Source organism: Acidovorax sp. 93 (genome assembly GCF_003633835.1).
In the GTDB taxonomy this organism is placed as follows: Bacteria; Pseudomonadota; Gammaproteobacteria; order Burkholderiales; family Burkholderiaceae_C; genus Acidovorax; species Acidovorax facilis.
Map to the genome: position 1 here is coordinate 4,605,928 of NZ_RBIT01000001.1, position 23,829 is coordinate 4,629,756.

Consider the following 23,829-nt stretch of genomic DNA (forward strand, 5'->3'; position numbering starts at 1 on the left):
CAAGGAGCACCACCATGCGCAAACACATTCTTCTTGGCGCCACCGCCGTCATCGTTCTGGCCACTGGCTGTGCCAGCATGGACGACACCCAGCGCCGTACCGCCACCGGGGCCGGCGTGGGCGCGCTGGCAGGCGCCGTCATCGGTTCGGCCACCGGCGGCAGCGCTGGCACCGGGGCAGTGGTAGGTGCCGGTGTGGGGGCCCTGGGCACCTACATCTGGTCGCAGAACATGGAGCGCCAGAAGCGCGAGATGGAGCAGGCCACGCGAGGCACCGGCATCGGCGTGACGCAGACCGCCGACAACCAGCTCATGCTCAACATCCCCAGCGACATTTCGTTTGCCGTGGGCCGTTCTGACATCCAGCCCAATTTCGCGCCCGTGCTCGATCAGTTCGCAGCCGGGCTGCGCAACAACCCCAACACCGATGTCCGCATCGTCGGCCACACCGACAACACGGGCAGCGACGCCATCAACAACCCGCTCTCGATGGACCGCGCTGCCAGCACGCGCAGCTATCTCACGGGGCGGGGCGTGGACGGGCGCCGCATCGCCATCGACGGAATGGGGGAGCGGTATCCCATCGCCACGAACGAGTCGGCCGACGGCCGGGCGCGCAATCGGCGCGTGGAGATCTTTGTGGGCGAGCGCCCACGCGGGTAAGCAACCACGCCCGAGAGGGCGTGGGGAGGGCGCGCAGAGCCCTACTTCTCTGTGCGCAGCAGGTTGGCCAGCTCCACGGCCGACTTGACCTGCATCTTGTCGAACACGCGTGAGCGGTGCACCTCCACCGTGCGTACGCTGATATCGAGTTGGTCAGCAATCAGCTTGTTGGGCAGGCCCGCTACCACAAGGTCCATCACATCGCGCTCGCGGTCCGTCAGATCGCGCAGGCGCACCTGCAGGTCGCTGCGCTCACGCAGTTGCGCCAGGCGCTCGGCCGATTTGGCCAGCGCCTGCTCAACACGGTCTACCAGCGCGTTGTCGGAAAACGGCTTTTCGCAGAAATCAAACGCGCCCCGCTTGACGGTGTCCACGGCAGTGGGCACGTCCGCGTGGCCGGTCAGGAAGATCACCGGCATGGTGGCCAGGTCACCGCGCACCGCCAGCAGGTCGAACAGCGCCAGGCCGCTCATGCCGGGCATGCGCACGTCCAGCAGCAGGCAGCAGGGCTGGCGCTGCGCGGGCCGGCTTGAGAGCATGGCGTCAAAGGCCTCGGCGCTCTCAAAGGACTCGCTGAATAGCCTGCGCGAACGCAACAGCCACGCCAGCGCTTCGCGCACGCTGGCGTCGTCGTCCACGATGTACACGGTGGCGTTGGTGGTGGGCTCCATGGTTTAACTCGGTTAACTAGTGCATTGTCGGTTACGCGCAGTCGCGGCAACTGGCGCGGCCTGGGCGGGGGCCGCCGCGCAAGGGCCGCCCCGCCGCGCTGGTGGCGACCCCCTTCCCGCGCGCAGCGCGAGAGAAGGGGGAAGTGACGCAGTCGCTCAGGGGGTTGCCGCTGGCAACGTGAAGGTAAACACCGTACCACGCGGTTCATGGGGCGCAAATCCGAGAAAACCGCCATGCTGCTCGATCACCGTGCGGCACATGCTCAGCCCCAGACCCATGCCCTCGGGGCGGGTGGTGAAAAACGGGGTGAAAAGCCTTTCGGCTACGTCCGGGGGAATGCCCGATCCCAGGTCGGTCACCGCAAACTCGATCCAGCCGCTGTGCTGGTTCGACGCCGCACGCCGCACCCGAATGTCCAGAATGCGCGTGGGTAGGGCGGGGTCGTCCATGGCCTGCATGGCATTGCGCGCCAGGTTGAGCAGCACCTGCTCGACCATGGTGCGGTCGCACAACACGGGGGGCAGGTGGGGCTCCAGTGAGGTGTTCACGCGCACCCCCAGCTTGCGTGCCTGCAGGCTCACCAGCGGCAGGATGGCATCGAGCAACTGCTGCGCGTACACCGCTTCGCGCGCCTGGTCGCGGCGGCGCACAAAGTCGTGGACGCTCTTGATCACTTTGCCTGCGCGTTCGGCTTGCCGCGCAATATGTTGCATGGCCATGCGCACATCCTGCAGCTGCTCGGCATGGGCAGCTGCGCCTGCGCCCTGCTCTGCCGGTGTGGGCGCCTCCAGCAGGTTGATGGAGCCGGTGGCATAGCTGGAAATGGCGGCCAGGGGCTGATTGAGTTCGTGGCTCAGCAGCGAGGCCATTTCGCCGACGGTGGCCAAGCGGGCGGTGGCCTGCAGCCGCTCTTGTGACGCCCGCGACAGCTCTTCCACCCGCCGCTGCTCGCTGATGTCGAGGAACGCGCTCATCCAGCCCGTGTGCAGGCCCTGGGCGTTGATGAGCGGGGCCTCGATGATCAGCACAGGGAAGCGGGTGCCGTCCTTGCGCATGAATTCGGACTCGAAACCCTCGCGCGGCGGCATGGTGCCCGCAAAGCGGATGGCCTGGCGCTGGCGATACTCCTCCACCCGCTCGGGGGGCCAGTAGGGCGCGGTCACGCTTTGGCCCAGCAGCTCCGGCGCGCTGAACCCCACCATGGCGCAGAAGGCCGGGTTGACATAGGTGATGCGGCCTTCCAGATCGCGGGCGCGCAGGCCTGTGACCAGCGAGTCCTCCATGGCCTTGCGAAACGCCAGCGCGTCGGCCAGGTCGCGCTCGGCGCGCAGGCGCCTGCGGTTGTCGCGCACCAGCACCACCATCACGGTGACCAGCGCAATCGACATGGCGGTGACCAGCGCGGTCAGCACGTTGGGGAACAGGCTGGGCGCGCTGTGCCAGGTGTCCATGCGCAGCACCAGGGTGCTGCCGGGCAGATCCAGCAGGTGCGTGGCCGTGAACATGCGCGAGCCGCGGCGCGCGGCGCCCAGCACGGCCAGCCGGGTGCCGTCGGCCTCGGTGAACGAGGCCTCCTGGCTGCGGGTGAGGTTGTGCGCCACCAGGTTGATCAGCACGTCCTGCAGCGAATACGTGACCACCAGGAAACCCGTGCTGCGCCCGCCCGAGGTGAGCGGCAGGCACAGCTCCATCATCTCCGAGCCCAGCCCGTCGCCGTGGGGCTGAAAGTAGCTGCTTGAATAGGCTGGGCTGCTCAGGCGGCGTGCGTTGGCACAGGCAATGGCGGCGTCGGACTGGTTACCCTCACGCAGCCGGGCGTCCCAGGCCACGGGGCGGTAGGGCGACTGTGCATGGGTGCGTACCCGCAGGTCGGCATCGCGCCACTCGATGCGCACGAGCTCCCGCCGGTTGCGCAGCAGCTCGGCTGCATCGACCTCCCAGGCCAGCTGGCCCGGGTCGCCCGCGTGCAGGGCCTGCAGGCTTTGCAGGTTGCGCGTAAGCGCCACGCGGATGTCGGACACCGCGTCGGCCGTGTCACGCTCCAGGCGCGACTGCACCTGACTGGCCTCGTAGCGCCCCGCAAGCCACACCATGGTGGCGAGCATGGAGATCACCAGGGCTACCAGCAGGGTCCACAGCGACCAGCGCCGCCATGCGCCGCGCCAGCGTCTGAAGAGTGTGCGCTGCTGCGGGATCTTCACAGGACGCGGTGCGACAAGGCGGGCAACTGAAGGCGAATGTCGCGCAGGCGCTGCGGGTCCACCACACCTGACACCACGCCCGCCAGTTGGTCCTGCTGGGCGAGCACGGTGCCCCAGGGGTCAACCAGCATGCTGTGGCCCCAGGTGTGCCGCCCGTTTTCGTGCACACCGCCCTGTGCGGGCGCCAGCACATACGCCAGGTTTTCCACGGCGCGGGCGCGCAGCAACAGCTCCCAGTGCGCCTGGCCGGTGGTGTGGGTGAACGCGCTGGGCACGAGCAGCAGGTCTGCACCCGCGCTGGCGTGGGCGCGGTACAGCTCGGGAAAGCGCAGGTCGTAGCACACCGAGAGGCCCACGCGCCAGCAGTGGCCGTCGCGCGATGGCAGCTCGAACTGCACGGGGGTGTTGCCCGCTTCGATAACCCGGCCTTCGTGGAATTGCTCGCGCCCGTTGTCAAAGTAGAAAAGATGAATCTTGTCGTAGCGTGCCACGCAGTCGCCAGCGGGGTTGAACACCAGGGTGGTGTTGCGCACCCGGTCGGGTGTGGTGGCCACCAGCGGCAAGGTGCCTCCCACAATCCACATCTGCAGCTCGCGTGCCGCGCTGGCCAGAAAGTGCTGGATACGGCCCTCGCCCGGTGCTTCGCGCAGGGCGAGTTTGTCGGTGTCCTTGTGGCCCATCACGCAGAAGTATTCGGGCAGCACGGCCAGCTCGGCACCTGCGCTGGCGGCCTGCTCCAGCAGGGCGCGTGCAGCGCGCAGATTGTCGTCGAGCCGGGTGCAGGACACCATCTGGATCGCAGCAACTTTCATCATGACGGTTCTCCGGTGCGGGGTGCGCTGGGGCGTGTGGGGGTGCCGGTTGCAGGGCCTGCCTCGCGGTTGCGGCGGGCCACGCGCACCACGCGGGGGTCCGTCCAGGTGCCATCGATGCGGAACTCCTGCGTGGCCGCCTCGATCAACGGGCCGCGCAGAAATACCTGGGCCAGGAAGCTGCCCAGCCCAATGACCGGGTTGATGGCTGTGGCCACCAGGGACGCGGTCATGGCGTTGATCTCGGGCACCACCACCACGCGCAGGTCCTGGGTTTCCTGATCGATGTTGGCGCTGCCCTCCATCAGCACGGCGGCGTTGACGCCCTTCATCTGCAGATTGTTCGTGGTGGCCACGCCCTGCTCGATGCGCACATCGCCCCGGACAAAGTCGAACGCAAAACCCTCGCTGAACACGTCGCGGAAGTCGAGCGTCAGGCGGCGTGGCAGCGATTGCAGGCTCAGCACGCCCAGCAGCTTGGCCAGGCCTGGGTCGGCCTTGAGGAACTGGCCGGACTCCACGTTCAGGTTGATCTGCCCGGTCATGCTGCGGTAGTCAGGGCTGAACGGCGCGCCGATCCAGGCCACCTGCCCTTCCATGCGGCCCTTGCCGCGCCGGACCACATTGGCCATGCCCATGCGGCCCAGCAGGTCGCCCGAGTCGCGGATGTCCAGCTTGAAGTTGAGCACCGTGCGCCGCTCCGGCGTGCGGGGCCCCACCCCTGCGGTGTTCAGCACCGCCCAGTTGCCGTTGGCTGTGAAGTTCGCCTCGGGCGCCAGGATATTGAATTTGGAGAGGCGCCATTCGCGCTGCGTGCCATCTCCGCCCCGGTTCTGCGCTTCTATTTCCACACGCCCGAGGCGTTTGCCGCGCAGTTCAAAGTCATCCACCACGATGTCCAGCGCGGGCAGTGCGCCGGGCTGCTCGTCCAGCAGGGCCTCGACCTGGGTGACGTCGCTCTGGGGCATGTTCACGCGCGAGAGCCGCGCAAACAGGCGCCCGTTGGGGTGTTCGGCGCCGCCTGGCTGGCGGTATTCCAGATAGCCGTTGAGTTCCGTGGCGTCGAGGTTGGCACGCCAGGTGGTGCCGTCCCGCAGCGCGCCGGCCACGATGTTGTGCAGGGTGCGACCTTGCAACGTGAGTTCGCGGGCGCGCAAGGCCAGTGTGGTGGGCAGGTAGTCCTGCGCCGTGCTGGGCGTCCCCGTTGAGCCTGGCGATCCGGGTGCGGTTGCGGGGCGTGCAGCGGGTTCGCTGCCGGTTGCCTGGGTCAGCACGTCTTCCCAGGCATCCACATCGAGCTTGCCCTGGCTGATGTTGGCCGCCACACCCTGCGCGGGCACCGGGGCGGATTCCCCGCCCGACAGGCCGATGCCGATGGCACCGCGCAGCACCCGGGCCTGGGGCCCGCCCAGATCCCGAATGTAAGTGGCCGAGCCCAGTGCGCCCAGGTCCAGCGTGATCTGATCGCGCAAAGGCGGGGCGTCGGTGCCATTTCCAGCCTGCGTAAGGCCCACCAGCGATTCGCGGGCCACCTGGGTTTCAAACCGCATTGGCAGGCTGCCTTCGGCCGTCTTGCCCAGCGGGGCGGGCAGCGCCAGCGCCAGCCCCTGCAGGCTGGTGGTCACCTGCACCTCCGGCACGCCACGGCGAAACGCGAGCGCCATGGAATACGCGGTGCTGCCCGTGGCGCGGCGCGCCAGCTGCGAGAGCATGCCCAGTTGTGATGCCTGCTGCAGCCCTTCGGCCGTGGCGGTGCCCTGTGCGCGAAGCTGCACGGCCGATTCGGTAGCCGGGGCATTGGAGGGCAGAGCGCGCATGCCGCCCTCCAGCCGGACAGCGCCGCCCAGTGCCTGGGCCTGCACGGTATTGAGCGAAAAACCGCCTTCGGTGAACTGCACCACGCCCCGCACCCGGCTCAGCGTCGGGGTGTCGGGGGTAATGCGCAGTTCGTTGCCCGCCAGCGTGACGCTGCCCTGGACCTTGGATTTTTCGATGTCGCTGATCGGCAAGGTCAGGCGCAACTTGAAGTCTGCGTTGCCGGTGCCGCTGGCCTGCTCCAGTGCATTGCCGGTCATCCGGCCCAAAGGCGACGTGTTCATGAGCGTGAGCAGCTCGGTCAGCGGCCCCCGGGCATCGGCACTGACACCCACCACGGTATGGGAGAGGTCTGGAATCTTGGCGTCCACCTTCGACAGGCGCAGGCCCGGGCGTCCCGCAAAACTGCCACTGGCGCCGCGCACCTGCATGGAGGAGCGTTCAAAGATCAGCTCCCCCGCCAGCTCCGTCAATGCAGGCCACGGCAACGTATTGGCCGGTTGCAGCTGCGTAGGGACGTAGGCGTAGGTGACATCCTTCACGCGGGCTGCGATGCGAAATTCGCCTTGTTTGGGGTCGTCGAAAGGCAGGTGGTGCAGATCCCCCTTGACGCGGAACTGCACGTTGCTCGCGCTGCCCGCCACCACGGCGTCGCGCACATAGTGGCGCGACTCCTGGGGGATGGACAGCGGCAGGTAGCGGTGCACACGGGTCCCGTCCGCCCGGTTCAGGGTGCCTGTGAGGTCCAGCACCCCCGGAAAGCGAGAGCGGTGTGCCACCTTGCCCGCATCGCTGGTATGCCAAGTGGCCCGGGCCTCGCCCTGGGCGTCGGCATTGGCAAACTGCACATCGTTGGCCTGCACGGCGATGCGGTCGCCATCGAATTGCCAGCGCACATCGGCGCTGAGCCGGTCCAGCGGCAGCACCGGGTCTTCGAACACGCCGGGCAGCACCAGCGCGCCGGAGGCAATGGTCAGCGCTGCCTTGCCGCCCGCCTGGGTCATGTCGATGTCCACCGTGGCACCCCGCAGGCCCAGTTGGGTGGACGCGCTGGCGGGGGTGTCGCCTGCCAGCGCCAATCCGCGAATGCGCCCGCGTACTTGATACTGCTGCAGGTTTTCGAGAGGGCCTTTCCAGGTGGCCTGGATCTCGTCCACGAGCCCGTGGGGTGAATAGGTGCGCACGGCCTCATGTGCCGTGGCGCCCAGGGGCAGGCGGCTGGCGACCTGCGCCAGGGCAGCCAGGTCCAGGCGGTCGGCGCGGAACTCGCCTTGGGCGGGTGCCTTGCCGGCCGCTGCCGTGTGCACAAGCCGGACGTTGCCTCCGGGCCAGGTGAGACCATCGTCCGTCTTGAATTGCAGCGCCTGGGTCGAGAACTCGAACCCCCCGTTCAGTCGGCGCCCACCCAGCCGCCCCTGAATGGACGGCAGCACCAGCGCCTGCAAGCCTGCACCCAGTGTGGCATTGACATCGGCCAGCGCCAAGTCGGCTGTGCCGCCCACAATCTGCCCGCGCTGCACATCGGCCCAGGCTCGCAGCGCGCCCCGGCCCTGTGCGATATCCACGCCCACATCGGCATGGTGGCGCAGCCGCGAGACGTCCACCCGGGAAAAGTCGGCGAAGACCTGCCCATTCCAGTGTTTCCAGTTGCCGTCGCGCGCGCGCAGCAAGGGCGCGCGGAACAGCCCCGTCACCGTGAAGCGGTCTCCCCAGGCTTCGGGCGGCGTGGCATCCAGCCGCATGTGATGGTGCCAGTTGCCGTTGCGCAAGAGCAGGTCCACCTTCTCCAGCGCAAGCTCCGGGGCGCCGCGCTGCTCATCCGTCCAGCGCACCGTGCCACCCCGGATGAACACCTCGCCCTGTGAAAACAGCCAGTCGGCGGCGGCGTTGTCCTCGCCCTGCTGCTGGGAGAAATCCAGACCCGCCACCTGGATGCGGCCGTCGGCAGTGCGGCGCACATCCAGCTCGGGCTCTTCGATGTACAGCTGCTCGAACCCGCCCTTGAGCAGGGAGCGCGGCGACAGCGCCACCACCACCCGTGGAAGGCGCAGGGCAGAGCGGCCGGCAGCGTCCAGCAGGGTGACATCCGAGAGTTCAATGGAAGGGATCAGGCCTTCGGTGTGCGCCGCGATGGCACCGATCTGGACAGGAACCCCCAGCGCCCGTGCGGCATGCGCCTCCAGCTGTGGGCGGAAATCACCGATTCGCGGCACAATCCAGCCATGAAGGGCCCCCCACGCGATGGTCAGCAGCAGCCAGAAGGCCAGCAGCAAGCCCAGTGACCACCGCGCGAGACCTGCCACAATTTTCAGCAGGCGGGTGGGGTGCGTGGTGGGATCGATCATGGTGGGATTGAATGTGGCAGGAATTATGACCCGCAGACTTAGCGCGGGTTCACTACAAACCAGTGTTCTTATGTACGCAGCATTGCGCTGCGGCTGCCATGTCGATCCCGTATCCTGAATCCCCCTGCAATCCCTCCGCGACCTTTGTTCACGGGGCCGCGCACTCGCGTTTCTATCAGCGCCTGCATCGCCGCTACGAGGCTGACCTGCTGCTCCTGCCGCCCGGTGTTCCCCGGTGGCCCAGCATGGAGCAGGCCTACGACGCGCTGCGCGCACGCGGTTGTGACACGGGCACCGCGCTCCGGGTGCTGCGCCAGCTGGTCATGGAGCGGCTGATCCAGATGGATTGCGAGGCGCAGGCTCCGCTGGCGGACATTACCAGCGCGGTCACCGAGCTGGCCGAACTGGCGCTGGACAGGGCCTGCCAGCATGCCCGCCAGGAGCTGGACGAGCGCCACGGCGCGCCGCGCGGGCCGGACGGCCAGCCCGTGCAGCTGTGGATCATCGGCATGGGCAAGCTCGGTGCCCGCGAACTGAATGTCTCCAGCGACATCGACCTGATCTACGTGTACGAGCACGATGGCGAAACGGCGGGCACGGCTGATGGCCGGGGGCGCATCTCGAACCACGAATACTTTGCACGTGCGGTCAAGGCCATCTACAGCCTGGTGGGCGACACCACCGAACACGGATTTGTGTTCCGCGTGGACCTGGCGCTGCGCCCCAATGGCAACTCTGGTCCGCCTTCGGTCTCGTTGTCGGCGCTGGAGGAATACCTGCAGCTGCATGGGCGCGAGTGGGAGCGTTTTGCCTGGCTCAAGAGCCGGGTGGTGGCACCGCGTGATTGCATTGCCAGCCCTGAGGTTCAGGCGCTGCGCGGTGTGGTGCTGCCCTTTGTGTTCCGCCGCTACCTGGACTACAGCGTGTTCGATGCGCTGCGGGTGCTGCACCGCCAGATCCGGGACCATGCCGCCAAGCGCAGCGCGGGCCACCCGGAGCGCGCCAACGACGTCAAGCTCTCGCGCGGCGGCATTCGTGAGATCGAGTTCACGGTTCAGCTGCTGCAGGTGGTGCGGGGCGGCCAGTTCCCCGAGTTGCGCCGCCGCCCCACGCTTGATGCGCTCACCCGCCTGTCCCAGGCGGGCCTGATGCCGCAGGAAACGGCTGATGCGCTCGCGCGGGCCTACGTCTTCTTGCGCCGTGTGGAGCACCGCATCCAGTACCTGGATGACCAGCAGACCCATGTGCTGCCCACGCGCGATGACGATCTTGCGTGGATCGCGCACACCCTGGGGTATCCCGATTGCTGCGCCTTCCTGCACGAGCTGGACGCACACCGTGAACTGGTGGCCCAGGAATTCGACACCCTGCTGGGCGGGGCGGGCAAGAAGCAGTGCAATGGCGGAGGCTGTGGCGGCCCCCGCGCTGCGGCAGCAGCCCCCCCCGAATTCGACACGCTGCTGGAGCAGTTGCCGCCCGGATTTCGCGAGCGCGTTGCCGAATGGCGCAACCACCCGCGCGTGGCGGGGCTGCGCGACGAAGCCCGTGCCCGCCTGTTCCGGCTGGTGCAGCGCACCGCACAGTGGCTCAAGGAAGGCCGCGTCACCGAAGAGGCCGCCCTGCGCCTTGCCAACTGGCTGGAGCCGCTGCTGCGCCGCGAGAGCTATCTGGCGCTGCTGCTGGAGCGCCCCTCTGTGCACGAGCAATTGCTGCACTTGCTGGGCGCGGCCAAGTGGCCCGCCCGCTACCTGCTGCAGCACCCCGGTGTCATCGATGAACTGGTGGGGGATTCGCTGCTCGCCGAACGTTTTGTGGTGGCCGACTTCGAGCGCGAACTGGCCGTGCGGCTCGCGTCGCTGCAGTCCACGGGCGAGGACGATGACGAAACCTTGCTCAACCTGCTGCGCCGTGCCCAGCACGCGGAAACCTTCCGCACCCTCGCGCGCGACGTGGAGCGGCGCATCACCGTCGAGCAGGTGGCGGATGACCTGTCCGCCCTGGCTGACAGCGTGCTGCGCATCACGGCCCAGTGGTGCTGGAGCCGGCTCAAGACGCGCCACCGCGAGAGCCCGCAATTCGCCATCATTGGCTACGGCAAGCTGGGCGGCAAGGAACTGGGCTACGGCAGCGACCTGGACATCGTCTTTGTGTTCGATGACGACGACGAACGCGCCCCCGAGGTCTACGCGGCCTTTGTGCGCAAGCTCATCAACTGGCTCACCGTGAAGACGGGCGAGGGCGATCTGTACGAGATCGACACTGCGTTGCGGCCCAATGGCAGCTCAGGTCTGCTGGTCACGAGCTTCGAGGCCTACGCCAACTACCAGCAGCGCCGGGGCAGCAACACCGCGTGGACCTGGGAGCACCAGGCCATGACACGCGCGCGTTTTGTGATGGGCAGCGAGGCCTTGCAGGCGCGCTTCGATGCCGTGCGGGAGGCCGTTATCACCTCCGAACGCGACCCTGCCGCCCTGCGTGAGGAGATCGTGGCCATGCGCGATCGTGTGCGCGCAGCGCACCCCACGCGCGACGGGCAGTTTGATGTGAAACACAGTCCGGGTGGCATGGTGGATGCGGAGTTTGCCGTTCAATACCTGGTGCTCTCGCAGTCTGCAAACCACCCGGAGCTGGTGGGCAATGTGGGCAACATCGCGCTGCTGCAGCGCGCCGAGCAGGTGGGGCTGTTGCCCCCTGGCGTGGGTATGGCGGCTGCGGATGCGTACCGTGAACTGCGGCGCGTGCAACACGTGGCGCGCCTGGACGAGGCGCCCACCCAGGTTGCCCCCCCCGCACTGCAGGCCGAGCGCGATGCGGTGTTGGCCCTGTGGAGGTCCGTGTTCGGTTGAGTCGCACCAAGGTGTGACGTTTTGTTGCATTTTTGCGGGCTGAATTTTCCGCGTGGCATCGCTAATTCAAACGGTTGTTTGAATTCTGGTGTGTAATCCGGTGCCATGAGTTTTGGCGCCCATTTCATTCCCGCAGCCCAGCGCACCGCCCGCAGCGACGGAGAAGACACGCGCGTGCGCTTGCTGCGCGCCGCGCTGCAGCTGTTTTCCGAGCGGGGCTTTGCGCAAACCTCGGTGCGTGCCATTGCCGAAGCCGCCGGCACCAACGTGGCAGCGATCGCCTACCATTTTGGCGACAAGGCGCGCCTCTACACAGCCACGTTCTACGAGCCCTTCGGCAGCGGCAGCGACCTCATCCCGGTGTTTGCCGACCCTGCGCTGACCTTGCAGCAGGCGCTGGCCGCCTACTTCGGTGGCTTTCTGGAGCCGCTCAAGCACGATGACCTCGTGACCCAGTCGCTGCGCTTGCATGTGCGCGAGCTGCTGGACCCCACCCATGTGTGGCCAGAGCTCATTGAGCGCGAGTGCCGTGCCCCCCACCTCGCCCTGGTTGAGGTGCTGTGCCGCCACATGGGCGTGGCCGAGGTGGACGACGACATGCACCGCCTCGCCTTCTCGCTGGCCGGGCTGGTTATGCAGATGTGGACCCAGCGCGACCCGCTGCAGGCTATTGCACCGCAGCTGGCGGGGTCTGGGGCTGTGGACGAATGGGTGGACCGGCTGACCGGTTACGCCCTGAGCATGGTGCAGGGCGAGATCGCCAGGCGGCAGGCCGTACAACAGCCCGCGCGCCGCAGTACTTCACGGAATTCGCACAAGGAATCCAACGCATGACTTTGAGCAAGACCCGATTCTTCTGGGCCACCTGCCTGCCCCTGGCCCTGGGCGCCTGTGCCATCACAGCGCCTCCCGCACAAGTGCCCACCACTCCACCTGTGGCGTGGCAGGCGCCCTTGCCGCACCAGGGCTCTTTGGGGGATCTGACCCGATGGTGGACGCAGCTGGGCGACCCGCTGCTCGTGGAGTTGATCGACGCGGCCCAGGCCGTCAGCCCCGGTGTGGCGCAGGCCCAATCCCGCATTGCGCAGGCCCGGGCCACGCAGGTGGCCAGCCGCGCCGCGCTGCTGCCGTCGCTCGATGCGCAGGCCAGCGCCAGCCGGGGTTTCAACGAACAGCTTGCAGGCATCGCGACCACGGCGCAGGCCGGGCTGCAGGCGAGCTGGGAGATTGATCTTTTTGGTGCGAACCGCGCGACCAAGACCGCTGCCGATGAGCGGCTGGCGGGCGCACAGGCGCTGTGGCACGAGGCGCGCGTGAGCGTGGCCGCCGAGGTGGCGCAGCAGACGAGCAGCCTGCGCACCTGCCTGGAGCAGCTGCGCGTGGCCGAGCGCGATGCGCAGTCGCGTGGCGAAACCTCGCGCCTGTCAGGTCTTAGCGAACGCGCCGGCTTCACGGCGCCCGCCACGGCTGCCCTGGCCCGTGCCAGCGCCGCCGAAGCGCAGGCGCGTGCATCGCAGCAGCGCATGCAGTGCGACGTGGAGGTCAAGACCCTGGTGGCACTGACCGGGTGGGAGGAGCCAGCGCTGCGTTCGCGCCTGTCCACGCCTGCCGCCACAGCCCCCGACACCCTGTTCGCCGTCGCCACGCTACCCGCCCAGGTGCTGGCCCAGCGCCCTGATGTGTACAACGCCGAGCGCGAAGTCGCCGCTGCCAGTGCCGAAGTGGGCAGCGCCCAGGCCCAGCGTTACCCGCGCCTGTCTCTCAGCGGCTCGGTGGGCACGGCGTGGGTGCGCAGCGGTGGCGTGACCACCGACCTGAACACCTGGACCATCGGCCCGCTGGCGCTCAGCGTGCCGCTGTTCGATGGTGGCCGGCGCGGCGCGCAGGTGGACGCGGCGCAGGCGCGCTATGACGAAGCCGCCGCGCTCTACCGCGCCAAGGTGCGCCAGGCCGTGAGCGAGGTCGAACAGGCGCTGGTGCGGCTGCAGAGCACGGCCGAGCGCAGCACCAGCGCGCGAACGGCGGCTGCGGGCTATCGCACATCTTTCGATGCCACCGAAGCGCGCTGGCGCGGCGGCCTGGCGAGTCTGGTGGAGCTGGAAGACGCGCGGCGCACGTCCTTGGCGGCCGAGAACGCGCTGATCGCGCTGCAGCATGAACGCCAGGCCGCCTGGGTTGCGCTGTACCGCGCCGCTGGCGGTGGATGGGACGGGCAGACCACCACCACGGCAGCCTCCCCTTCTGCTGCGGCTACCGCCGCACGCTGAATGAAAAACCGGGGGGGTGGGCTGATCGCTCACCCTTTCTCCTGACACCGACTGGATGAACGGATACACACAATGCAAACGCAAGGTTTCAAGATTTCTCCCACGGCCTTCGCCGTCATCGCTGCCTGCGCACTGGCCACCGGTGGCGCCCTGGTGTTCTCCAGCGCATCGCGCGCCGCCGATGAGCCCAAGGCGGGCCAGCCCCGCCCCGCGCTTACCGTGAGCACGGCCCAACCCCAGCGCACCTCGGTGCCCCTGCGCCTGGCGGCCAATGGCAACGTCGCCGCCTGGCAGGAGGCCAGCATTGGCGCCGAGAGCAACGGCCTGCGCCTGACCGACGTGCGTGTGAACGTGGGCGACGTGGTCAAGGCCGGCCAGGTGCTGGCAACTTTCTCTGCCGAAACCGTACAGGCCGATGTGGCCCAGGTCCGCGCCAGCCTGCTCGAAGCCCAGGCCAATGCGGCCGAAGCCGCTGCCAATGCCGACCGGGCCCGCTCGCTGCAGGCCACGGGCGCCTTGAGCCAGCAGCAGATCCAGCAGTACACCACGGCCGAGAAGACCGCGCAGGCTCGCGTGGAGGCGGCCAAGGCCACGCTGAAAGCACAGCAGTTGCGTCTGAAGTACACCCAGGTGGTGGCGCCCGACAGCGGCGTGATCTCGGCCCGCACGGCCACCGTGGGCGCGGTGGTGGGCGCGGGCACCGAGCTGTTCCGCATGGTGCGCAAGGGGCGCCTCGAATGGCGCGCCGAAGTCACGTCCACCGAGCTGCGCCGCATTGCGCCCGGTGCCAAGGTCAGCGTGACGGCGGCCAGCGGCGCGACGGCGGAGGGTACGGTGCGCATGATTGCGCCGACGGTGGACCCGCAGACGCGTAATGCGCTGGTGTACGTTGATCTACCCCTGAACACAGACTTCCGTGCGGGCATGTTCGTGCGCGGCGAGTTTGCGCTGGGCGCCAGCGATGCACTCACCGTGCCACAAGAGGCGCTGGTGGTGCGCGACGGCTTCTCGTACGTGTTTGTGGTGGGTGCCGAGCAGCGTGTGCAAATGCGCAAGGTGCAGACGGGCCGCCGCGTGGCTGACCGGGTCGAGGTGCTCTCGGGTCTGGACGGGAATGCCTCGGTAGCGGTGCGTGGCGCTGGCTTCCTGAACGACGGTGACCTGGTGCGGGTGGTGAGCACGCCGCCCGCCAGCAGCACCTCGCAAGCTCCGGATTTCAAGCAAAAAATGGCTCTAGCGCTTACCAATAAAGCGCAAACAGCTATCAATTGAGGAGCATTCGACATGAATGTATCCACCTGGTCGATCAAGAACCCCATACCGGCGCTGATGCTGTTTGTGCTGCTGACCTTCGGCGGCCTGCTGTCGTTCAACGCCATGAAGGTACAGAACTTTCCGGACATTGACCTGCCCACGATCTCCGTGACCGTGGCGCTGCCCGGCGCCTCGCCCGCGCAGCTCGAAAACGATGTGGCGCGCAAGATTGAAAACAGCATCGCCACGCTGCAAGACCTGAAGCACATCTACACCAAGGTGCAGGACGGTGGCGCCACCATCACGGCCGAGTTCCGCCTGGAAAAGCCTACGCAGGAAGCGCTGGACGACGTGCGCTCTGCCGTGGCCCGCGTGCGCGGTGACCTGCCTGGCGACGTGCGCGACCCCATCGTGACCAAGATGGACCTGGCCGCGCAGCCGGTGCTGGCGTTCACCATCGCCTCCACCCGCATGGACGACGAGGCGCTGTCCTGGTTTGTGGACGATGCCGTGGCCAAGAAGCTGCTCACGGTGCGGGGTGTGGGCGCGGTCAACCGCGTGGGCGGTGTGCAGCGTGAGGTGCATGTGTTGCTGGACCCGGTCAAGCTGCAGGCGTTGAACGCCACGGCGGCCGATGTCTCGCGCCAGCTGCGGCTGGTGCAGACCGAAAGTGCCGGTGGCCGCACCGACCTGGGCGGCAGCGAACAGCCTGTACGCACGCTGGCCACGGTGCAGTCGGCGCAGGAGCTCGCAGGGCTCACGCTGGCACTGTCAGACGGCCGCCATGTGCGGCTCGATCAGGTGGCCACGGTGACAGACACGATTGCAGAGCCGCGCGCCCTGGCCCTGCTCAACGGCAAGCCGGTGGTGGGCTTCGAGGTTGCGCGCAGCAAGGGCGCGAGCGAGGTAGAAGTCGGCTCTGCGGTGCAGGCGGCCCTCAAGGAAATTCGCGCTCAGCACCCCGATCTGGAGATCACCGAAGCTTTCAACTTTGTGCAGCCTGTGCAGGAGGAGTACGACGGCTCCATGCACCTGCTGTACGAAGGCGCGTTGCTGGCCGTGCTCGTGGTGTGGCTCTTTTTGCGCGACTGGCGCGCCACGTTCGTGTCGGCTGTGGCGCTGCCGCTGTCGGTCATCCCGGCGTTCATCGGCATGCACTGGCTGGGCTTCTCGATCAACGTGATCACGCTGCTGGCGCTGTCGCTGGTGGTGGGCATTTTGGTGGATGACGCCATCGTGGAAGTGGAGAACATCGTGCGCCACCTGCGCATGGGCAAGACGCCCTACCAGGCGGCCATGGAGGCGGCCGACGAAATTGGCCTGGCCGTGGTGGCCACCACGTTCACACTGATTGCGGTGTTTTTGCCCACCGCGTTCATGAGCGGCATTGCGGGCAAGTTCTTCAAGCAGTTCGGCTGGACGGCGTCGCTGGCGGTCTTTGCCAGCCTGGTGGTGGCGCGGGTGCTGACACCCATGATGGCGGCCTACATCCTCAAACCCATCGTGGACACGCACAAGGACCCGCGCTGGATGACGGTGTACCTGCGCTGGGCGGCCTGGTGCATCAAACACCGCTGGATGACCTTCATTGCCACGGCAGCGTTTTTCATCGGTTCTCTGGCGCTGATCCCGCTGCTGCCCACGGGCTTCATCCCGGCCGATGACAACTCGCAGACCCAGGTGTACCTGGAGCTCCCACCTGGCGCCACGCTGGCCCAGACCCGCGCCGTGGCCGAGGACGCGCGCCAGCGCATCGCCAAGGTGGACCATGTGCAAAGCGTGTACACCACCATCGGTGGGGGCTCGGCCGGTGGCGACCCGTTCATGGGCAGCGCCAATGCCGAAACGCGCAAGGCCACGCTCACCATCTTGCTGGCCGAGCGCGGCGACCGGCCGCGCAAGCAGGGCATCGAGAACCAGATCCGCGCCGCGCTGGAGACGCTGCCGGGCGTGCGCAGCAAGGTGGGCCTGGGGGGCTCCGGCGAGAAGTACGTGCTGGTGCTCTCGGGCGACGACCCGCAGGCGCTGACCTCGGCCGCGCTGGCGGTCGAGAAGGACCTGCGCACCATCCCGGGCCTGGGCAGCATCTCGTCCACGGCCAGCCTGGTGCGCTCCGAGATCGCGGTGCGCCCGGACTTTGCGCGCGCCGCCGACCTGGGGGTGACCAGCAGCGCGATTGCCGAAACGCTGCGCATTGCGACCGTGGGCGACTACGACGTGTCGCTGCCCAAGCTCAACCTGGCCTCGCGCCAGGTGCCGATCGTGGTCAAGCTGCAGGACGACGCGCGCAAAGACCTGTCGCTGCTGGAGCGCCTGTCGGTGCCGGGCAGCAAAGGCCCAGTGATGCTGGGCCAGGTGGCCACGCTCGAGTTCAGCGGGGGACCGGCCGTGGTGGACCGGTATGACCGCGCGCGCAATGTCAACTTTGAGATCGAGCTGTCAGGCCAGCCGCTGGGCGACGTGACGAAGGCGGTCGAAGCGCTGCCCTCCATCCAGAACCTGCCGCCGGGCGTGCGCCAGATCACCATTGGCGATGCCGAGATGATGGGCGAGCTGTTCGCGAGCTTCGGCCTGGCCATGCTGACCGGGGTGTTGTGCATCTACATCGTGCTGGTGCTGCTGTTCAAGGACTTCCTCCACCCGGTCACCATCCTGGCGGCGCTGCCGCTGTCGCTAGGCGGGGCGTTCGTGGGCCTGCTGATCGCGCAAAAGAGCTTCTCGATGCCCTCGCTCATCGGGCTGATCATGCTCATGGGCATTGCCACCAAGAACTCCATCCTGCTGGTGGAATACGCCATCCTGGCGCGGCGCGAGCATGGCATGACGCGCTTTGAGGCACTGATCGACGCTTGCCACAAGCGCGCACGGCCCATCATCATGACCACGCTGGCCATGGGCGCGGGGATGATGCCGATTGCGCTGGGCATTGGTGCGGCGGATGCCAGCTTCCGCTCGCCCATGGCGGTGGCGGTGATTGGCGGGCTGATCACGTCCACGCTGCTGAGCCTGCTGGTCATCCCCGCCGTGTTCACGGGGGTGGATGATCTGGGGCAGTGGTTTGGTCGCATGCTGCGGCGCTCGCGGGGTGCCCACCCCGTGCCCGCCCCCGAGGCGCCCGCTACACCCCCAGCGGGATGATGGAGGCCGGTGGTTGCTTGAAAAAGCAGGCAATCCCCGGGGTTGCCCCGGCTTAGCCGGGCGTGTGGCCGTTAGATAATGTAACGACCACCATGAACCTCGTCAGCCTGAACATCGAATCCATCCAGCTGGGCCACCCTCTGCCGTTTGTGCTGCGGGGTGCTGATGGCGTGTTGCTGGCGCAAAAAGGCTATGTCATCCGCACCCGGGAAGAGCTGGCCAAGATGGTGGGCCGGGGGCGGCAGCTGTGTGTGGATACCGATGAGTCCGGTGACAGCCACCGGGCCTACCTCGCGCAATTGCAGCGCATGCTGATCGCCGACACCAACCTGGGCGAAATTGCCGCGATGAAGATGACGGCGGCCGACGACGCAGGAGGGCGGGGCCGCACTGGCAAGACGCTGCCTGACTGGCCCGAACTGCAGTTGCGTGCCACGCAGTTGCTGCGTGCACCTTCGCCCGCTGATTTTGGCGGGCGCTTCCAGACGCTGCACGACGAGCTGGCCCGCCACTGCGAGCAGACGCCCGACGCGACGCTGCTGGGCCTGATTTACCTGTCTGCGCAGGAAACGCGCATGTACAGCGCCACGCATTCGATGCTGGTGTGCTGTGTGTGCATGGTGGTGGCGCGCGAGATGCTGCGCTGGCCCGCCTCCCGCGTGCAGCAGCTGGGCCACGCGGCGCTCTCCATGAACATAGCCATGTCCGAGCTGCAGGACCAGCTGGCCCAGCAGACCCATCCGCTCACCGCCCAGCAGATTGCGGCGGTCGAGAGTCATGCGGAGCGTTCCGAGGCGCTGCTGCGCACGCTTGGCGTGGCCGACCAGGTGTGGCTGGAGGCGGTGCGCTGCCACCACCACCGCACCCCCGGCCCGCTGGCCAAGAAGACGGAACCCCAGCAAATGGCCCGCCTGCTGCAGCGTGCCGACATTTTTGGCGCCCGCATGGCACCTCGCGCGGCCCGGTTGCCCATGCCCGTCACGGCGGCCATGCAGGCCAGCTACTACGACGAAGAGCACCAGGTGGACGAGGCTGGTGCTGCGCTCGTCAAGACCCTGGGTGTATACCCGCCCGGGGCCTTCGTGCGGCTGGCCAGCCAGGAGGTGGGCGTGGTCGTTCGCCGGGGCACCACGGCCACCACGCCCAAGGTGGCGGTGGTGACCAACCGTGAAGGCATGCCCACGGGCGAGCCCATTCCGCGTGACACCGGCATGCCCCCCTGGAAGGTCACGGGCGTGGTGGCTTTCAAGGACGTGAGAGTCAAGCTCTCGCTGGACCGCCTGCTCAACCTGGTCTGACCCCGCGCCGGGCTGCGGGCGCATCCCCCCACCTGCAGCGGGTGGGCTGGCACAGGCCCACGCCACCCAACGGCGCCCAGCGCCACTGGCGGGCAGCTTGTGCCCGGAATTCTCCCCCCTCTTGCCACCACGACGGCAAACCTTCAGCCGTGCGACGCCTGTCGCCCCGTTCCCGTGCGCGCCCGCAATACCCACTTCTTTTGCAGGACTTTGAATCCGAGCGGTTCGCATTCACGTAAACCAATCAGTCCAAATAAAAACTCATGTGGACAAAAAATGATGGAATGGTTAAATTGCCCATACCCACTGCGATCCCAAGTCCTATGAACACCTCTAACAGACGCTTTCTTTCGGCCGCCAGCCTTTTGTTGCTGGTCGCGGTGGCGGTCGGCCATGCCCCCCCGGTCCGCGCGGCGGGTTCCGAAAGCTGCCCGGCCACGCTGCAGCACACGTTTGCGAGGTTGCAGGACGAAAAGCCTCAGTCGCTGTGCCAGTACAGCGGCAAAGTGGTGCTGGTGGTGAACACGGCCAGCTTCTGTGGCTTTACGGGCCAGTACAAGGGGTTGGAGGAGCTGTACGCCCGCTACAAAGACAAGGGCCTGGTGGTGCTGGGCTTTCCGTCCAACGACTTTGCCCAGGAAAAAGGCAGCAACAAGGAGATTGCTGACTTCTGCGAAAACACCTTTGGCGTGAAATTTCCGATGTTTGCCAAAAGCAGCGTGAAGGGCTCCGAGGCTTCGCCGCTGTTCCAGCAACTGGCGCAGCTGTCGGGCACAGCGCCGCGCTGGAACTTCCACAAATACCTGCTGGGCCGCGACGGCAAGCTGGTGGACAGCTACTCCAGCCTGACCGCCCCAGACAACAAAGGCCTGGTGCGGGCCATCGAACAACAGCTGAACCAGCCTGTGCCCCGGTGACCGCCATGACTTCTTTACATTTCTTGAAAAAAAATACAGTGAGCCTCTGGAACTTCGCCAGCGTGACCCCACTCTATCCATTGCGCAAGACGATTGCGCAGCGTACAGTTTTAACGTTGCGAAGCCTTTCGGGCCCCCGGGTTCCGACTGACCTCCTGGAGCGCTTCTCCTCCCTCCCTCTCTTATTCGTTTCGGGACGCTTCGCAACCTTTTTATTCCGTGCACCGGCCAGAGGGAGCCGGTCATGAAAATCGCCATCATCGGCTCCGGCATCTCGGGGCTCTCGGTCGCGCACCAGCTGCGCGGCCAGGCGGACATCACACTGTTTGAGGCAGGCGACTACTTCGGCGGGCACACCCACACCGTCGATGTCACGCTACCCGATGCCTCGGGTACCCCCGTCACCCACGGGGTGGACACCGGCTTTCTGGTGTTCAACGAGCGCACCTACCCCCACCTGATCCGCCTGCTGGCCGAGCTGGGCGTGGAGACCGCCAAGTCGGACATGTCGTTCTCGGTGCGGGTGCCGGGCGCCCTGAGCGGCCCTGGTGGTGGCCGCGCGCTGGAATGGAGCGGCACCAACCTCAGCACCGTGTTTGCCCAGCGCTCCAACCTGGTCAACCCGCGCTTTCTGGGCATGCTGCGCGACCTGCTGCGCTTCAACAAGCTTTGCACGCGCATTGCCGAAAAGCAGGCCGAGGCCGCGCTGATGCAGCCCCTGGGAGACTTCTTGCGCGAGCACCGCTTTGGCGACGCGTTCCGTGACTGGTACTTCTTGCCCATGCTGGGTTGCATTTGGAGCTGTCCCACCGACCAGATGCTGAAATTCCCCGTGGCCACCATGATCCGGTTCTGCCACAACCACGGCCTCATCCAGGTGAGCAATCGCCCGCAGTGGTGGACGGTGTCCGGTGGCGCACGCCACTACGTGGACAAGATCGTGGCGGGCATTGCCGACAAGCGCCTGAACACCCCCGTGCGCCGCATCGAACGCGACGCCGCCGGGGTGCGCGTGGTGACCGCAGGCCACACCGAACACTTTGACAAGGTGGTGCTGGCCACCCATTCGGACCAATCGCTCGCCTTGCTGGCACAGCCCACGCCGCACGAGCGCGCGGTGCTGGGTTCCATTCGCTACCAGGCCAACCGCGCCGTGCTGCACACCGACACCTCGGTACTGCCCGAGCGCCGCGCCGCCTGGGCCGCGTGGAACTACGAACGTGCCCCGCAGCGCAGCCGCGAGTCGGCCCGCGTGTGCCTGCACTACCTCATCAACCAGCTGCAGCCCGTGCCCTTTGCGCAGCCCGTGGTGGTGTCGCTGAACCCGGTGCGCGACATAGCGCCCGAACACGTGATCGGTAGCTACGAATACGCCCACCCGGTGTTCGACATGGCCGCCATCCGCGCGCAGCAGCAGGTGGGCAAGCTGCAAGGGCAGCAGCACACCTGGTTCTGCGGCGCCTGGACGGGCTACGGCTTCCACGAAGACGGCCTCAAGTCCGGCCTGGCCGTGGCCGAGCAACTGCTGGCGGCCCTGCCAGCGCCTTTGGCGGAGGCTGCGTGAGCCACGCCGCAGCCCCACCCGCAGCGCCCCTCATCGGCTTCGGCCAGGTGCGCCACACGCGGCTGCGGCCCCGGCGGCATGCGTTTGCCTACCCCACGTTTTTTCTGATGCTGCCCATGCGCAGCCTGCCCGGCCTGGGCAGCGCGCTGGCGGTGAACCGGCGTGGCGCCATCAGCTTCCATGACGTGGACCACGGCGACGGCCGCAGTGCCGCGCAGGGTGGTGCGCTGGCCTGGCTCGATGAGCTGCTGCGTACGGAAGGCATCACCGACGCCACGGGCGAGGTCTGGCTGCACTGCTATCCGCGCGTGCTGGGCTACACCTTCAAGCCCGTGAGCTTCTGGTACTGCCACCGCGCCGACGGCCACTTGCGCGCCATCGTGGTGGAGGTCAACAACACCTTTGGCGAGCGCCACTGCTACCTGCTGGATGCGCCGCAGTACGGGGTGGAGCAGCAGGCGCGCAAGGTGTTCCACGTCTCGCCGTTCTGTGAGGTGAACGGGGGCTACCGCTTTCGCTTCATGCGTACCGAGGCGGGGGCACAGGACGCGGGCCGCACTGTGGTGCGCATCGACCACGACGACGACACCGGCCCACTCATCCAGACGAGCGTGAGCGGCACCTTGCAGCCCATCACCCCGCAGACCCTGCGCCAGGCGCTTTGGGGCTACCCCGCCATGACGTTGGCCATCATTGCCCGCATTCACTGGCACGCGCTGCAGCTGTGGCTCAAGCGCGTGCGTTTCCACCGCAAGCCCGAGGCGCCTGCATCCATCGTGACCCGCCGAATTCCATGACGAACGAGAACGCCGCCATGAACTCCACCACCGCCCCCCGCACCGCCCTGGCCCTGCCCGCTGGCACCCCGGCTGCCGCCCGCACGGCGCTCAAGCTGCTGCAGCGCCTGCAGCATGGCCACCTCACGGTGCAGCTGCCCGACGGCACGCTGCAGCACTTCGGCCACGGTGATGGCCCCTCGGCGGCCATCACGCTCAAGAACTGGAACGTGTGCAGTGCCGCACTCCGGTCGGGCGACATCGGCTTTGCCGAGAGCTACATCGCGGGCGACTGGACCACGCCGCACCTGACCGACCTGCTCAAGCTCTTCATCGCCAACCGCCAGCAGGTGGAAGGCGTGATCTACGGCACCTGGGCCGGGCGTCTGCTGTATCGCATCAAACACCTGCTCAACCGCAACACACGCGCCAACAGCCAGAAGAACATCCACGCCCACTACGACCTGGGCAACGCGTTCTACGAACTCTGGCTGGACGACACGATGAACTATTCGTCCGCCTGGTTCGAGGGCGATGCAGGCGGCGACATGCGCAAAGCCCAGCACGCCAAAGTGCGCCGCGCGCTGCGCATGGCGGGGGTGCAGCCAAATTCTCGGGTGCTGGAAATTGGCTGTGGCTGGGGCGCGCTTGCCGAGATGGCGACCGTGGAATTCGGCGCCCACCTGACGGGAGTGACACTCTCCACCGAGCAGCTCGCATTCGCGCAAAAGCGCATGGCACAGCAGGGGGTGGGCGAGCACGCCGACCTGCGCCTGCGGGACTACCGTGACATCCAGGACGGCCCGTACGACGCCATCTGCTCCATCGAGATGGTCGAGGCCGTGGGCCGCGAATACTGGCCCACCTATTTCCAGTCGGTGAACCGCCTGCTCAAGCCAGGTGGCAAGGCCTGCATCCAGAGCATCGTGATCGACGACAGCCTGTTCGAGCGCTACATCAGTTCCACGGATTTCATCCAGCAGTACATCTTCCCCGGAGGCTGCCTGCCGTGTCCGCGCGAGTTCCGCCGAGAGGCCGAGGCGGCAGGCCTGCGCGTGGTCGACGAGTTTGCGTTTGGCCAGGACTACGCCGAAACCCTCAAGCGCTGGCGCGAGCGCTTTCTGGCGCAGCGCACGCAAATCCTGCAGCTGGGGTTTGACCAGCGCTTCCTGCACATCTGGGAGTTCTACCTGGCGTACTGCGAAGCGGCATTTGCGATGAGCAACATCGACCTGGTGCAGTACACGCTGGCGAAGGATTGA

General features: G+C 67.2%; 15 protein-coding genes. 11 read left to right on the forward strand and 4 right to left on the reverse strand.

From position 1 onward, the window contains the following. The first annotated feature begins 14 nt into the window (after nucleotides 1–14). Entirely contained in the window at nucleotides 15–662 is a 648-nt protein-coding gene (locus C8C93_RS20965; protein ID WP_055394716.1) for an OmpA family protein, read from the forward strand. A gap of 41 nt (nucleotides 663–703) precedes the next feature. On the opposite strand, the gene C8C93_RS20970 is transcribed toward C8C93_RS20965, so the two are convergent. From C8C93_RS20970 to C8C93_RS20985, 4 genes are all read right to left on the reverse strand, one after another. Continuing rightward, nucleotides 704–1,333 (reverse strand): response regulator transcription factor, encoded by a 630-nt coding sequence (locus C8C93_RS20970; RefSeq protein WP_055394714.1) that lies wholly within the window; start codon nucleotides 1,331–1,333, stop codon nucleotides 704–706. A 156-nt stretch (nucleotides 1,334–1,489) separates the two neighbouring features. Then, nucleotides 1,490–3,535, reverse strand: a complete 2,046-nt coding sequence (locus tag C8C93_RS20975; RefSeq protein WP_370110263.1) for a nitrogen regulation protein NR(II) — start codon at nucleotides 3,533–3,535, stop codon at nucleotides 1,490–1,492. Beyond that, nucleotides 3,532–4,347 carry a carbon-nitrogen hydrolase family protein gene (locus C8C93_RS20980; protein ID WP_121508917.1) on the reverse strand — a complete coding sequence of 272 codons (816 nt, stop codon included), beginning with the start codon at nucleotides 4,345–4,347 and terminating at the stop codon, nucleotides 3,532–3,534. The genes C8C93_RS20975 and C8C93_RS20980 overlap by 4 nt, the downstream gene beginning before the upstream one ends. Next, nucleotides 4,347–8,507: a YhdP family protein gene (locus C8C93_RS20985; RefSeq protein WP_121508169.1), complete on the reverse strand. Its 4,161-nt coding sequence runs from the start codon at nucleotides 8,505–8,507 to the stop codon at nucleotides 4,347–4,349. Before C8C93_RS20985 ends, C8C93_RS20980 begins: the two co-directional genes overlap by 1 nt. Before the next feature lie 98 nt (nucleotides 8,508–8,605). Here C8C93_RS20985 and glnE point away from each other — a divergent pair, with 98 nt between their 5' ends. The 10 genes from glnE (at nucleotide 8,606) to C8C93_RS21035 (ending at nucleotide 23,829) form a co-directional block, all read left to right on the forward strand. After that, nucleotides 8,606–11,353 carry a bifunctional [glutamate--ammonia ligase]-adenylyl-L-tyrosine phosphorylase/[glutamate--ammonia-ligase] adenylyltransferase gene (glnE, locus tag C8C93_RS20990; RefSeq protein ID WP_121508170.1) on the forward strand — a complete coding sequence of 916 codons (2,748 nt, stop codon included), beginning with the start codon at nucleotides 8,606–8,608 and terminating at the stop codon, nucleotides 11,351–11,353. Nucleotides 11,354–11,458: 105 nt separating this feature from the next. Further along, nucleotides 11,459–12,187 carry a TetR/AcrR family transcriptional regulator gene (locus tag C8C93_RS20995; RefSeq protein ID WP_121421610.1) on the forward strand — a complete coding sequence of 243 codons (729 nt, stop codon included), beginning with the start codon at nucleotides 11,459–11,461 and terminating at the stop codon, nucleotides 12,185–12,187. Beyond that, complete coding sequence (locus tag C8C93_RS21000; RefSeq protein WP_121508171.1) at nucleotides 12,184–13,620, forward strand: efflux transporter outer membrane subunit; 1,437 nt, start codon at nucleotides 12,184–12,186, stop codon at nucleotides 13,618–13,620. The genes C8C93_RS20995 and C8C93_RS21000 overlap by 4 nt, the downstream gene beginning before the upstream one ends. 72 nt (nucleotides 13,621–13,692) lie before the next feature. Then, nucleotides 13,693–14,892 (forward strand): efflux RND transporter periplasmic adaptor subunit, encoded by a 1,200-nt coding sequence (locus C8C93_RS21005; RefSeq protein WP_121508172.1) that lies wholly within the window; start codon nucleotides 13,693–13,695, stop codon nucleotides 14,890–14,892. A 12-nt stretch (nucleotides 14,893–14,904) separates the two neighbouring features. Next, entirely contained in the window at nucleotides 14,905–18,012 is a 3,108-nt protein-coding gene (locus C8C93_RS21010; RefSeq protein ID WP_121508173.1) for an efflux RND transporter permease subunit, read from the forward strand. A 92-nt stretch (nucleotides 18,013–18,104) separates the two neighbouring features. Further along, nucleotides 18,105–19,310: an HD-GYP domain-containing protein gene (locus C8C93_RS21015; protein ID WP_121508174.1), complete on the forward strand. Its 1,206-nt coding sequence runs from the start codon at nucleotides 18,105–18,107 to the stop codon at nucleotides 19,308–19,310. Nucleotides 19,311–19,633: 323 nt separating this feature from the next. Next, nucleotides 19,634–20,227 carry a glutathione peroxidase gene (locus tag C8C93_RS21020; RefSeq protein WP_233559529.1) on the forward strand — a complete coding sequence of 198 codons (594 nt, stop codon included), beginning with the start codon at nucleotides 19,634–19,636 and terminating at the stop codon, nucleotides 20,225–20,227. Nucleotides 20,228–20,471: 244 nt separating this feature from the next. Beyond that, the gene (locus C8C93_RS21025) at nucleotides 20,472–21,791 is read left to right on the forward strand and encodes an NAD(P)/FAD-dependent oxidoreductase (protein ID WP_121508176.1); all 1,320 of its coding nucleotides are present in this window, start codon (nucleotides 20,472–20,474) and stop codon (nucleotides 21,789–21,791) included. Further along, nucleotides 21,788–22,588, forward strand: a complete 801-nt coding sequence (locus tag C8C93_RS21030; protein WP_121508177.1) for a DUF1365 domain-containing protein — start codon at nucleotides 21,788–21,790, stop codon at nucleotides 22,586–22,588. The genes C8C93_RS21025 and C8C93_RS21030 overlap by 4 nt, the downstream gene beginning before the upstream one ends. A gap of 17 nt (nucleotides 22,589–22,605) precedes the next feature. Further along, nucleotides 22,606–23,829, forward strand: a complete 1,224-nt coding sequence (locus C8C93_RS21035; protein ID WP_121508918.1) for a cyclopropane-fatty-acyl-phospholipid synthase family protein — start codon at nucleotides 22,606–22,608, stop codon at nucleotides 23,827–23,829.